This window comes from Methyloversatilis sp. XJ19-13, assembly GCF_024580155.1.
Taxonomy (GTDB): Bacteria; Pseudomonadota; Gammaproteobacteria; order Burkholderiales; family Rhodocyclaceae; genus Methyloversatilis.
The window spans coordinates 291,540-304,328 of sequence record NZ_JANINH010000004.1; the positions used below are offsets into that span (position 1 = coordinate 291,540).

General features: G+C 67.8%; 12 protein-coding genes. 3 read left to right on the forward strand and 9 right to left on the reverse strand.

The window, feature by feature from the left end; genetic code table 11:
• Positions 1-30 precede the first annotated feature (30 nt).
• Positions 31-2,250, reverse strand: coding sequence for a TonB-dependent siderophore receptor (locus NMQ14_RS07780; RefSeq protein WP_257094944.1), 2,220 nt, complete (start codon positions 2,248-2,250; stop codon positions 31-33).
• 320 nt (positions 2,251-2,570) lie between these two features.
• Between NMQ14_RS07780 and NMQ14_RS07785 the strand changes: the two genes are divergently transcribed.
• From NMQ14_RS07785 to NMQ14_RS07795, 3 genes are read left to right on the forward strand one after another with little or no spacing between them, the layout of a single operon-like run.
• A complete protein-coding gene (locus NMQ14_RS07785) occupies positions 2,571-2,837 on the forward strand; it encodes a FeoA family protein (RefSeq protein ID WP_257094945.1) in 267 nt (88 codons plus the stop codon).
• The gene (locus NMQ14_RS07790) at positions 2,837-4,705 is read left to right on the forward strand and encodes a ferrous iron transporter B (protein ID WP_257094946.1); all 1,869 of its coding nucleotides are present in this window, start codon (positions 2,837-2,839) and stop codon (positions 4,703-4,705) included. The genes NMQ14_RS07785 and NMQ14_RS07790 overlap by 1 nt, the downstream gene beginning before the upstream one ends.
• Positions 4,702-4,899, forward strand: a complete 198-nt coding sequence (locus NMQ14_RS07795) for a hypothetical protein (protein ID WP_257094947.1) — start codon at positions 4,702-4,704, stop codon at positions 4,897-4,899. Before NMQ14_RS07790 ends, NMQ14_RS07795 begins: the two co-directional genes overlap by 4 nt.
• 14 nt (positions 4,900-4,913) lie before the next feature.
• Here the strand turns inward: NMQ14_RS07795 and NMQ14_RS07800 are convergent, their stop codons facing one another.
• From NMQ14_RS07800 to NMQ14_RS07835, 8 genes are all read right to left on the reverse strand, one after another.
• Complete coding sequence (locus NMQ14_RS07800) at positions 4,914-5,756, reverse strand: heme ABC transporter ATP-binding protein (protein ID WP_373457184.1); 843 nt, start codon at positions 5,754-5,756, stop codon at positions 4,914-4,916.
• On the reverse strand, positions 5,704-6,753 hold the full coding sequence (locus NMQ14_RS07805; protein WP_257094949.1) for an iron ABC transporter permease: 1,050 nt from the start codon (positions 6,751-6,753) through the stop codon (positions 5,704-5,706). The genes NMQ14_RS07800 and NMQ14_RS07805 overlap by 53 nt, the downstream gene beginning before the upstream one ends.
• Positions 6,750-7,589, reverse strand: a complete 840-nt coding sequence (locus tag NMQ14_RS07810; protein WP_257094950.1) for a hemin ABC transporter substrate-binding protein — start codon at positions 7,587-7,589, stop codon at positions 6,750-6,752. The genes NMQ14_RS07805 and NMQ14_RS07810 overlap by 4 nt, the downstream gene beginning before the upstream one ends.
• Complete coding sequence (locus NMQ14_RS07815; protein WP_257094951.1) at positions 7,586-8,650, reverse strand: hemin-degrading factor; 1,065 nt, start codon at positions 8,648-8,650, stop codon at positions 7,586-7,588. Before NMQ14_RS07815 ends, NMQ14_RS07810 begins: the two co-directional genes overlap by 4 nt.
• 35 nt (positions 8,651-8,685) lie before the next feature.
• Positions 8,686-9,333, reverse strand: coding sequence for a PEP-CTERM sorting domain-containing protein (locus NMQ14_RS07820; protein WP_257094953.1), 648 nt, complete (start codon positions 9,331-9,333; stop codon positions 8,686-8,688).
• A gap of 121 nt (positions 9,334-9,454) precedes the next feature.
• Complete coding sequence (locus NMQ14_RS07825; RefSeq protein ID WP_306441147.1) at positions 9,455-9,646, reverse strand: hypothetical protein; 192 nt, start codon at positions 9,644-9,646, stop codon at positions 9,455-9,457.
• Between the two features lie 147 nt (positions 9,647-9,793).
• Positions 9,794-10,078 (reverse strand): DUF779 domain-containing protein, encoded by a 285-nt coding sequence (locus NMQ14_RS07830; RefSeq protein WP_257094956.1) that lies wholly within the window; start codon positions 10,076-10,078, stop codon positions 9,794-9,796.
• A 410-nt stretch (positions 10,079-10,488) separates the two neighbouring features.
• Positions 10,489-12,789 carry a TonB-dependent receptor domain-containing protein gene (locus NMQ14_RS07835; protein WP_257094958.1) on the reverse strand — a complete coding sequence of 767 codons (2,301 nt, stop codon included), beginning with the start codon at positions 12,787-12,789 and terminating at the stop codon, positions 10,489-10,491.

The window sequence follows — 12,789 nt, forward strand, 5'->3', positions numbered from 1 at the left end:
ACCGGCCCGGCAATCGTCGCCATCGGGCGATCAGTACTTCAGGGTCATCGTCAGCTGGAAGGCACGCTCGGTGCCGGGCACGGCGAAGCCGCCGTTTTCGTACAGCGCCTCGTAATAGCGCTTGTTGAAAACGTTGAGTACGTTCAGACGAACATCATAGCGCCGCTGTTCGTAGGCCAGCATCAGGTCGGCGCGCACGAAGCTCGGCGCCTGTGCGATGGCGACCGGGGCGGTGCCGCCCGTGCCATACGCGAGACGGTTGCCTTTGGCCTCGATGCCACCGCCGACACGCCAGGCCGGGGTGATGCGGTAGGTGGTCCACAGATTGCCCGTGTAGCGTGGCGTGTTGCGCGGACGCAGGCCCAGGATGTTCGGGTTGTTCGCCGCGAACACTTCGTCGATTTCCGCCCGCATCAACGCAATGCCGCCAAACACATCCCACTGCGGCGTGATGCGGCCGGCTGCCTCGATTTCGAAACCGTCGGTGTGGCGTTCCTTCGACAGCACGGCAGTGTTCGCCTGCTCGAGGTCCGTGTTGCGTTCGTTGAACTTGGTGGCGCGGTACAGCGCGGTACGCAGCGACAGCGCACCGTCGAGCAGTTCCCACTTGGTGCCCAGTTCCACCGTGCGGCTGCGCTCGGCGTCATAGCGGATGCCGTTGTTCAACTGGTACAGGTCGGCCGTCGGGTTGAACGAATCACTCCATGCAAAGTAGTAGGTTTCGACATCGCTGGGCTGGAACAGCAGGCCGCTGCGATAGCTCCATTCGCTGTACTTCAGGTTGAAAGCGGTCGACGCCAGCGTGGTCGAATTCAGCGTGTGGTAGTCGGCGTCCATGTGGTCATGACGCAGTCCGAGCAGCAGCTTCCAGTTCGGCATGAATTCGATCTGGTCCTGCGCATAGACGCCGATGGAGTCGCCTTCATAACCCGCCGGGTTGAACCGGACGCGGTTGCCGTAGGCGGCCGGCACCGCCACATCCGGGTCGGGGTTGCCGACGGTAGTGGTGGGTGCCGTGACATTGACCGAAGTGTAGGACCAGCGATCCGCCTTTTCGCGCAGCAGTTCGAGTCCGAACAGCGCCTCGTGCTTCATGCCGGCCAGCGCGAATTTCGTCGTCAGGTCGCTCTGCACCGTGTACGTGCTTTCCTCGCCGCCGCGCGCCTGACGGCCGCGCGTGATGACGGTGGCGTCATTCACCGTGGCGGTGGTCGTACCGCCCGGCAGACGCGGTGCCACCGCCCACAGGTCGCGCTTGTAGTCGGCGTAGCGGGCGACCGTGCGCAGTTCGGTGTCGGATGAAAAACGGTGCGTCCAGATGCCGGTGGTGATGTTGGTGTCGTTCTGCTCGTAATCGGACGACGTGCCGTAGAAGCGGCTGGCTGATACGTCGAGTGGCGAGCGGGTGACCTGCGAGCGGGTGATGGTGCCCGGACGGGCGATGAAAGGTACGCCGTAGTCGGGCACGTTCTTCGTCGTGTAGTAGAGGTGACCGATCGAGAATTCGTCGGCGGTGCCGATGCCCCAGCGCAGCGTCGGCGCGATGCCTTCGCGGTCCGACTCGACGCCGTCGCGAGAGCTTTCGGCATCGGTCTTCATCGCGCTGATGCGAAATGCCATGTTTTCACCGAGCACCTTGTTCACATCCGCCGTGACACGACCGTACTCGTAGCTGCCGACCGTGGCCGACACTTCGGTGCGATCGACCAGCCCCGGCTGCTTGCTGACGCGGTTGATGACGCCGCCGGCCTGACCGCGGCCGAACAGCATCGCGGCCGAGCCGCGCAGCACATCGATCTGCTCGACGTGAAACACTTCGCGGTTGTACTGGGCCACGTCGCGGATGCCGTCCAGATACAGGTCGCCGAAGGAATAGAAGCCGCGCAGCATGATGTTGTCGCCGATGCGGCCGCCTTCGCCCGAATTGAAGGTGAGGCCGGCAACATGGCGCAGCGCGTTCTTCATCGTGTCGGAGTTGCTGTCCAGCATGAGCTGTTCGGTCACGGTGGTGATCGCCTGCGGAATGTCCTTGGACAGCTGATTCGTCCTGGCCGAGCGGACGATGCCCGACTGGTATCCGTTGTTAGGCGAATTCGGGCGTTCGCGCGTGTCGCTCACCTGAACTTCAGGCAGTACGGGGGTCGTGCCGGCTGGGGTCGTCTGTTGTGCCTGGGCCACATTGCCGGTCGACAGCGCCATCAGCATGGCGGCCGCCAGCGACAGCGGCTGCTGCGGAGGAGTGCGGGTCATCTGAGTCAGTCCTGGAGTGAAGTTGTCGGGACTGGCTTGCAGAGAGGCTGGCTGGTCCGCGGTCTGTCCGGTGAAAACACCCGGCAGCGACGCGAAGCGGACTATAATCGAGAATGATTCTTGTTACAATTAGCGTTGTAATCATTTGATGCGTGAGCGCAACACTTCACCGACCGGCGTCGGCGGCGCGGCCGCCATCGATCCGGGTCTCCCGTTCGCGTCATTCGCCAGGGGGCGCCCGAAACGCGCCAGAATGGTGCGCTTCGCCGCACACTGTGCAACCTGCGCCTGTCGTCTGCGCCCGGACCCGGATGCCCTGAATGACCCTGCCTGAGAATGAACTGCGCCTGAGCGATGCCGAGACCGGCGCGCCCATGGTGGTGATCGGCCTGGACGACCAGGCCGGACTGCCGGATCTGCAGATGCGCCTGCGCGAGCTCGGCTTCATGGAGGGAGAGCCGGTGTGCGTGCTGCGCCGGGGGCAGCCGGGGGGCGAGCCGCTGGCCGTGCGCATCGGCGCATCGACCTTTGCACTGCGCCGCATCGAAGCCGCCTGCGTGCGCGTCGCCGCCAGGCACGGTGCGTGATGACGGCACTGCCCGTCGACAGCAGCCGCCTTGCACCGCCCATGCTGGCGCTGGTGGGGAATCCGAATTGCGGCAAGACGGCGCTGTTCAATCTGCTGACCGGCAGTCACCAGAAGGTGGCCAATTACGCCGGCGTCACGGTCGAGCGCAAGGAAGGCTGGCTGCGCACGCCAGCCGGCAGACGCCTGGCCGTGCTCGACCTGCCGGGCACCTACAGCCTGGCGCCGAATTCACCCGACGAACAGGTGACCTGCGATGTGCTCGCCGGCCGGCTGCCGGGTGAGCGTCGCCCCGATCTGGTGCTGGCGGTGGTCGATGCGACCCAGCTGGCGCGCCAGTTGCGGCTTGTGCTGGGCCTGCGACGGCTCGGTCTGCCGCTGGTCGTCGTGCTCAACATGACCGACCTCGCACGAGCGCGCGGTGTCGATGTCGATGTCGAGGCGCTGTCGCGCGCGCTTGGCGTCCCGGTCGTATCGACCGTCGCGGTGCGCGGCGGCGGCGCCGATGCGCTGTTCAGGTTGCTCGATGCGGCGCTGCCTTCGGCGCCGCCCGCAGCCTCCGCCGGCAGCGTGGTCGATGACTACCGGCAGGTGAAGGACATCCTGACAACGCTGGGCCTCGATCGCTTGCCGGCACACGCCTTCACCGATCGCGCCGACCGTGTGCTGCTGCATCCACTGGTCGGTCCGTTGTTGCTGTTCGCGCTGCTGTTCCTGATCTTCCAGGCCGTGTTCGCGTGGGCCGAAGCGCCGATGGGCTGGATCGAATCGGCCACGGCACTGCTCGGCGATGCCGTCGGCCGTGTGCTGCCGGACGGCCTGCTGCGCAGCCTGCTGGCCGACGGACTGATTGCCGGACTGGGCGGCGTGCTGGTGTTCCTGCCGCAGATCGTCATCCTGTTCTTCTTCATTCTGGTGCTGGAGGAGTCCGGCTACCTGCCGCGTGCCGCCTTCCTGCTCGACCGGCTGATGGGCGGAGTCGGGTTGTCCGGGCGTGCCTTCATTCCGCTGCTGTCGAGCTTCGCCTGCGCCATTCCCGGCATCATGGCCACGCGCACCATCCAGAATCCGCGCGACCGTTGGGTCACGATCTTGATTGCGCCGCTGATGACCTGTTCCGCCCGGCTGCCGGTGTATGCGCTGCTGATCGGCGCCTTCATTCCGGCGCGCCGCGTGGCCGGCGGACTCGAACTGCAGGGGCTGGTGCTGTTCGCGCTCTATCTCGCGGGCATCGTGTCGGCCGTGCTGGTGGCCTGGCTGCTCAAGCGGCTCGGCTCGAAAGACCGGCAGCACACGCTGCTGATGGAACTGCCGGACTACCACTGGCCGTCGCTGCGCAATCTGGCGATCGGACTGTGGCAGCGCGTGCTCATATTCCTGCAGCGGGTTGGCGGCATCATTCTCGCGCTCACCGTGCTGCTGTGGTTTCTGGCCAGCTTTCCGGGCGCGCCGGCTGACTTCGCAGGCGCGCCGATCGAATACAGCTTCGCGGGCCGGCTCGGCCATTTCCTGCTGCCGCTGTTCGAGCCGATCGGTTTCAACTGGCAGATCGCGGTGGCGCTGGTGCCCGGCATGGCGGCGCGTGAAGTCGCCGTCAGTGCGCTCGGCACCGTCTATGCGCTGTCGGCCACGGCCGACGATACCGCGCAGGCCCTGGTGCCGTTGATCGTCGCCGGCTGGAGTTTGCCGACCGCGCTGTCGCTGCTCGCCTGGTATGTGTTCGCGCCGCAGTGCCTGTCCACGCTCGCCACGGTACGGCGCGAAACCGGCGGCTGGAGTGCGCCGCTCCTGATGGCGGGCTATCTGTTCGCGCTGGCGTATGCGGCCTCGTTCGTCACCTACCGCATTGCACTGGCCTGCTGCCCATGATCCTTTCCGTGACCGATCTGCTGGCGCTGGTGATCGTCGGGCTGGCCGCGTGGAAGGTGATGCGCGTCGCGCGGGCGCGGCTGAGTCCGCCTGCCGAGTCGGGAAGCAAGCCGGATGCAGACGCGGGCAGCGATGGACGCGATGACGGCTGCAATCGCTGCCGTCAGTGCCCGGGGCGCGCGTCACGCCGCTGAGCGCACGCCGCGCGTCAGGCGGCCGGCTCGGCCATCAGCAGCGGGCGCGAAGTGTGTGGGTCGATCCAGACGCGGCAATCCAGTCCGAAGGCGTCCGCCAGCGCGGCCGACTGCAGCACTTCGAACGGCGAACCGTCGGCCCGGATGCGGCCGTCGGCCAGCAATACCAGACGGTCGGCATAGCGGGCGGCGAGATTGAGGTCGTGCACGATGGCCAGCACGCCGGTCATGCGGCTGTGTGCGCGATCGCGCGCGCAGGCCAGCACGCGGTGCTGCCAGGCGATGTCCAGGGCGGCGACCGGTTCATCGAGCAGCAGGAAGTGGGCGCCGGGTGTGCCGCGCCAGATCTGCGCCAGCGCGCGCGCCAGATGCACGCGCGCCTGCTCGCCGCCGGACAGCGTGCTGCACAGCCGGTCGGCCATCGCGTCGCAGCCGGTCAGTGCCATCGCGGCACGTGCGATGGCGCGGTCGTCGGCACCCGGCCGGCCGCCGTGATGCGGGAAGCGGCCGAGGGCGACCACCTGCTGCGCGGTGTAGTCGAGATCGCTGCGCTGGTGCTGGGCGTGCACCGCGCGCAGCGTGGCCAGCTCGGCTGCGGGAATGTGGCGCAGCGGGCGCCCGTTGCACGACACGGCATCGCAGGCGGCGTCGATGTCGCCGGACAGCGCACGCAGGAGCGTGGTCTTGCCGGCGCCATTCGGGCCGATCAGCGCCAGCATTTCGCCGGGTCGCACGTCGATCGACACATCGTCGATCAGCCTGCGCTGACCGGCCGTGACGGTGAGGTGGCGGGCGCTCAGCATGTCAGTGTTCCTGCGCGGCGCGCCGGCGCAGCAGCAGCATGAAGAAGGGCGCACCGAACAGTGCGGTCAGCACGCCGATCGGCAGTTCGGCCGGACTGACCCAGGTGCGTGCGGCACTGTCGGCCAGCACGACCAGCAGGGCGCCAGCCAGCGCACTGGCCGGCAGCAGCAGGTGATGCGATGGTCCGGCGAGGCGGCGCGCCAGATGAGGGGCAATCAGGCCGATGAAACCGATGGTGCCGGTCAGTGCGGTGGTGGCGCCGACCGACAGCGCGATCAGTACCACACAGGCGCGGTTCAGCGTACCGACCGCCACGCCCAGGTGCGCCGCCTGCGCTTCTCCCAATGCCAGCGCATCGAGCGGTCCGGCCTTGCGCAGCAGCAACGCGAGTGCCGCGCCGACCGCCGCGGCGGCTGCGATGACACCCGGCCAGGTGGCGCCGGCCAGACTGCCCAGCGTCCAGAACGTGAATTGCCTGACCTGGGCGTCGCTGCCCATGAACAGCAGCAAGCCGATGCCCGACATGGCGAGCGCGTTGATGGCGATGCCCGACAGCAGCATCAGCGTGACCGAACTGCGGCCATTGCGGCGCGACGCGGCATAGACCAGCGCCGTGGTCAGCGCGGCACCGGCGAAGGCGGTCAGCGGCAGCAGCGCACTGGCGGCCCAGCCACCCGTGCTCATGGCGCGCTCGCCAAGGATGACGACGGCGGCCGCGGCCAGTGCGGCGCCGCTGCTGACGCCGACCAGACCGGGGTCGGCGAGCGGATTGCGCATCAGGCCCTGCATCGCGGCACCGGCGATGCCCATGCCGGCGCCGGCGATCACGCCGAGCAGCACGCGCGGCAGACGCAGCGTCCAGATCACCAGATCGGCGTCCGACCCGACCTGCTGCCCGAGCAGTGCGCTGACGACGGTGGCCGCCGGCAGATCCACTGCACCACTGGCCAGCGCATGGACGACGGCGCCGATCAGCGCGGCCGCCAGCAGCCAGAGCGTCAGGCTGGCGGGCGGGCCGATGCGCGGCAACTCGACACTGCGCAGGTTCATGGCGTGCGCATCCGCTGCGCCAGATCGAGCACCGCAGCCGGCAGACGCGGCCCGAAGCCGAGCAGGCGCAGCGCGTCCAGCGTCACCAGCCGGCCGGCACGCGCGGCGGGCAGGGCGGCCAGACCGGGTCGGGCGAGGAAGGCGGCGCGGCCGCCGGCGGTGGCGATCGCCTCGTCGGTCGTGACGATGATGTCGGGTGCCGCCGCCAGCGCCGCTTCCAGCGTCAGCGGGCGGTAGCCGTTGAAGCGGCCGGCCATGACGTTGGCGGCGCCTGCATAGTCGATCATGGCTGCGGCGGCCGTGCCGTCGCCGGCGACCATCGGACTGGCACCGCCATGATCGAGAATGAACAGGGCACGCGGACGCCCCGGCAAGGTAGCGACCTGTTGCCGCGCCGCCGCCCAGTCGGCGTCGAAGCGCTCCGCCAGCGTGCGCCCGGCGTCGTCCAGCGCGAGCGACGCGGCGATGGCACGGATGGCGCCGCCGACCTGATCGGCACGGTGGCCGGCGTCGAGCTGCAGCACGTGCACGCCGGCACCCCGCAACTGGGTCAGCGCGACCGGCGGGCCGGCGTCGGCGGTGGCGATCAGCAGAGTCGGGCGCATCGACAACACGCCTTCGGCCGCCAGCGCACGCTGATAGCCGACACGCGGCAGTGCCTGTGCCGCCTCCGGCCAGGTGCTCGTGGTGTCGGTGGCGACCACGCGGGCGCCCGCGCCGAGCGCATAGACGATTTCGGTGACCGCACCGCCGACCGTGACCAGACGCTGTGCACTGTCGGCCAGCGCCGGGCCGCACAGCGCGGCCAGAACGCTCAGCAGGGCAAGACGCTTCATGCGGCGACGCGGTCGGTCGACTGGCAGACCTGACGCAGCAGCGCACGCCAGTCTTCGCGTTCCGGCTTGCCCGGTTTGCGTTCGCCGAAGAACAGCGCAATCGTTTCGCCGCTGGCGTCGAGCAATTCGACCGACGTGACGATGCCATCCGAGGTCGGCTTGCGCACCAGCCAGGTTTCCGCCACCAGATCGTGCCGCAGGTGCAGGTTGAATCCGGGGTCGAGCACGTTCAGCCAGTTGCCCATGACTTCGATGCGATGCACCGGCCCGGTGTGGATCTGGATCATGCCGGGGTTGCCGACGAAGCACATGATGGACACCGACTGCGCTGCCGCCTGTTCCAGCAGCGGGCGCGACAGGGCGTTGTCCAGCCGTTCGGCATGGCCGTCAGGCGCCAGCCGCATGGCCTGTCTGCGCGACACCTTGTGACGGCGCAGCAGCGGGAAGAAGTCGTGCGTGTCCTGCATGGCCAGCCAGTCGCGCCGGAAGGCGTCGGCGTCGATCGCGGCCAGCGGCGTTTCCGCGTCCGGTTCCGTGCTGCGCGGTTCGACCTGTTCACCAGCCTGCTGGTCCTCGGCGGTGCAGGTCGCCACCAGTGCGTGCCAGGCGTCGAACTTCGTGCCGGCGCGCGAGAACACCTTGTGCACGGCGTCGCCGTGGCGGTCGTAGAACTGGAAGCTGAGCGAGGTGCCGCGCGGCGTCTCGTCGGTCACGGCATAACCATGCGCCCATTGACCGTAGAAGATGCGCAGGTCGATCACGCTGCCCAGCGCCAGTCCGACGTGGGCGTTGCCGGACATCTGTTCGAAGCTGCCGGTCTTTTCATGCACCGCGGCTTCGTTGCGGGTCAGCACCATGACTTCGCCCAGTTCCGGCATGCGCTGGAACAGCGCATCGAACGGGCCGTGCAGACGTATGGCATCACGGCCGACGCCGCAGGCAATGGCTTCTCCTTCGCTGATGCCCAGTACCGCTGCGGCGTCGCGGTTGCGCAAGCGCCGTTCGGCTTTCAGGGCGTGGAAGGTGTGGTACAGGCTTTCGGGATCGGCAATGCGGGTCATGGAAGTCTCCGGCTCGGGGTGGGCGGGGCGGCGCATCAGGCGCTGCGGCGGGCGAGGGCGCCAAGCAGGCCGAGGCCGGCCAGCAGCGACAGCCAGGTGGCGGGTTCGGGCACCGGTGCCGCGAGCACGGCCAGCTGGTCGAGGCTCAGGTGGGCGGCCGGGCTGGCGAAGGCGAACTGCAGCGCGAGCGGGTCGGTGACCGTCCAGCGCCACCAGGCCTCTTCCTCGCTGCCACCGAAACCGCCCAGCGCAGCGCTGAACGACACGACCTTGCCGGCGGCGACGCCATTGAGCGTTGCGATTTCGTTGGCCGCCGTGCCCTGGGTGGCGATGCGCAGCCACACGTCGTAGGTGCCGGCGGCCGGGGCGGCGAGATCGACGATGAAGTTCGCAGCGCCGCCGCTGCTGTACAGGTTGCCGCTGCCGGTCAGGAAGGATCCGGCGGCCGGATGGGTCTGGCTCAGCGAGCCGCTGCCGGCGATGTCGGGGGTGGCGTCAAGGCTGGTGCTGTCGAATACATTCCATTCGGCATAGATGTCAGCGCTGGCCCAGGGCGTGGCGGAGGTGGCGCCGTTGCCGTCGAAACCGGCGAGCGGGGTATCCCAGACCGCACCGGCGGCGAAAACGGAAGAAGAAGACAGCACGCACAGCGCGCCGGTCGAGCACAGACGACGGAAAGACATGATGGGCCTCGTTCAGAGCCATGCATCCCTTCCCCGCGAAGGCGACTGCTCAGGTGTTGTTTCTGATGATGTGAGTCCGCGGCCCCGCGCCGCCGGACGGTGCTGCACGAACGGTTCCGGTTCAGCCGGCGGCGAAATCGATCACGTAGCGGTACTGCTTGCCGCAATCGATGATCACTTCCTTCTGCCCACGCTTGAGCAGGCGCACTTCCACGCTGAGCGACCCGAAGCCGTCATGCCGGATCAGCTCGTCGAGCAGGCCGGCAAGGCGGGATTTCAGGGCGTCCGACGACGAAGCGTTCAGACCTGACATGGCGTCGTGCATGGTGACCGGAATGTCCGGCGCGGCTGGGCCGCGCTGTGTTGAACCCGATCAAATAATAATGATTCTCAGTTCGGTGTCAAGCGAATCGCGCTGCAGAGGAAGCGGGCATGAGCTGCTCGCGCGCAGTGCGGGGCGTCAGCCTGCCTGCGGACGCAACACGAAGCGGTCGGTCAGCGCGGGCGTGCCGTGCGGCGTGACCGAGGGGTTGAGGACATCGAGGAGATACGCGCCTTCGCCCAGCCGCGCAAAAGTCGATGCGTCGATCCAGTATTCGCAGCCGGCGATTTCGCCCAGCTTCACGTCGGACTCGCCGAGCGCGATCGAGCCGATGGGCCGGCACAGCGGTTGCACGCTTTCGGCCATCGCACCGTGGCGGAACATCAGCGGGCCGTAGCGCGCTGACAGCCGGATGATGAGCATGACGGCGTCAACGCTGGCGGTCAGCGAGACAGCCCGAATATGACCGGTACGGTGGAGCGAGCATTCGGGATCGGATGAATGTGGCATGTGCGGATGTCGTGGCGCGACGTGTGGATCATGTGCAATGGTTCGTGTGCGTCGCATTTGCAGGCCTGCGTACACAACGGTTGAATCAGCAAATCCCGCGCCATATCAGGCGATCCGCTGCAGGACACGGGCGGCAAAGGAAAACTGCGCAATTCTCCGGTTGGTCGTTTGGGAGGGTGTCCAGTAACGGTGCACCGGACTGTCCATGGCTGAAACGTCACGTTGATGAAATGTCGGTGCGCGCGCGGATTCTGTCAGGCTCGCACGGCAGTCGGAATATGAAAAACAGTTCCGGTTTGTGTCCCGAAAAGCCATCGGCACGTTCAGAAGCGCAGCGTCAGCGACAGCTTCGCGCTGCGGCCCGGCGCCTGCACGCCGACTGCGCCGGCGAAGCCGTCCTGCAGGCAGTACACCTCGTCGGTCAGGTTGTCGATGTTGAGCCGCAGCAAGGCGTCCGGCGTGACGCGCCAGCTGGCGAACAGATCGAACACCCGCGCACCGAACTGGGTGCCGATGCGCCCGACGCCGTCGATGAACAGCGTGCCGGGGCGCGAGCACACCGTGGGTTCGGTGCCGGCACTGGCGCGCCGTTCGCCGATGTCGCGCATGCGCACACCTGCTTCGACGCGTCCCTCGAAGCCGCGCACGCCGGCACTGGCGCTGAGCGTGTCGCCCGGCACGCCGTAGATCGCGTAATCCGTGCCGGCGACCGGGTTCGTGATGCGGCCGTCGATCTGCGACCAGGCGAGCGTGGCGAAGCTGCGCAGGCCGTCGTAGGAGACTTCCAGTTCGGTGCCGGTGCGCCGTTCGCGACCCGGCTGGGCGACCCGGCCGCCCACGTTCGAGATCGATTGCAGCAGATGGCGGGTGTGGATGTCGTACCAGGTCGCGCGCGCCTGCCAGCGCCCGTCGGCGGCGCTCGCCGGCTGCGGCGACCAGGCGATCGTCAGTTCGTGGTTGGACGATTCCTGCGGCCGATCGAGACCACCGCAGATTTCGTTTCCCGGCGCCAGATCGAGCGACGGGTCGTACGGAAGACCGATACCCGATGGGTCGTAGAGCGGATTCGCGTCGTTGACCAGATTGCCGGGCGCCAGCGGATTGCCGGTGGTCTTCGCGCAGCGGCTGGCGAAACCGCCGCGTGCAAAGTACTCATCGACCAGTGGCGGCCGGAAGGCTTCGTTGTAGCGTGCGGTCAGCGACACATCGCTGGCCGGAATGCGCCAGGTCAGCGCCAGTGCCGGCGACACCTTGACGAAGCGCAGGTCGGGCGACTGGCCGGCGGCAATCATGTTGGTGCGCGTCTGGCCTTCGGCGCTCACGTGGTAGCGGTCGATGCGCGCGCCCGGCGTCAGCGTGAAAGCGCCGTAGGTCATCGCGTTCTCGACGATCAGCGCGTCGGAAACCTTGTCGCCGGGCGGCTGTGCTTCGTTGAAACCGCCGGGATGGTTGTTCGCATTGGTGTTGGCGTTCGACGTCACGCGCACGATGTCGCGGCTGTTGCGGATGCCCTGGTAACCCACGGTCAGCACGCCGCGCAGCTCGGCCAGCGTGTAGCGCAGGTCATTGAACAGTTCGCCGGTCCAGATGGCATAGCGCCAGTCGTCGTTGCAGCGGTCGACCCGGAAGGCGGCCGGCAGCAGTGGTGACGGTGACACGCAGATGCGGCTCTGGCCGATCAGGTGCAGGTCGGCCAGTTCGGTCGTTTCGTAGGCCAGCGTGCCGCGCAGTGCGATCCAGGAATCGGGTGGCAGATAGCGCAGCGACAGATTGGTCGTGGTGTCGTCGATGCTGCGCTGGACGATGCCGAAGCCGCCGGAGCCGCTCGCCGTCGCGTCGTACGGTGCGCGCTCAGGCCCGCCGGTGTAGCGCGTCTGGCTCAGTTCGATCACCAGATCGTCGGTGGCGTAGAAGCTCGCCTTGACGAAGCGGCTTTCCGACGACGTGGCGGTCAGGTCGAGGCGCTCGCCGTCGGGCAGGCGGAAGTCATCGGAATCGCGCCGGGCGACCGACACGATGAGGTCGAGGTGGGCGTTCGGCCGGCCATAGATGGTCACCATGCGCAGCCGTTCGTGACTGTTCCAGTTGTAGCCGTACTTCACTTCGCTGCCGAAGGTCTGGCCCGGCTTCAGGAAATCGGACGCCGACTTGGTGGTGGCCGATACGGTGCCGCCGAGCGCGCCGGACCCGGCGGTGACCGACGGGCCGCGCTCGACCTGCAGCGCCTTCAGCAGTTCCGGCTCGATGAACACGCCGCTGCCGAAGCGGTACTTCTCGAAGCCCTTGACCGCGCCGTCGACCTTGAACAGCACGTCCTCGTTGTCGGAGAAGCCGCGCAGATTGAATTTCATGCCGCTGGCGCGCGGTCCGCCATCGACCGCCACACCCGGGATGTCCTTCAGGATGTCGAAAATGGTGCTGGCCTGACGCCGCTCGATCGCGGCGGCATTGATGACCGTGACCGGGCGGTCCGGCGGCAGTTCGATCTCGACCGGGCGCTGCAGCTCGCGTTCGTCGGTCACCTCGACTTCGGGCAGCACGGTCGCGTCGGTGTCGATCGCCTCGCCGAGGTCCTGCGCGCCGGGCAGTGGCTCTGGTGGTGTACGCGCTTGAGTGTCCTGCAC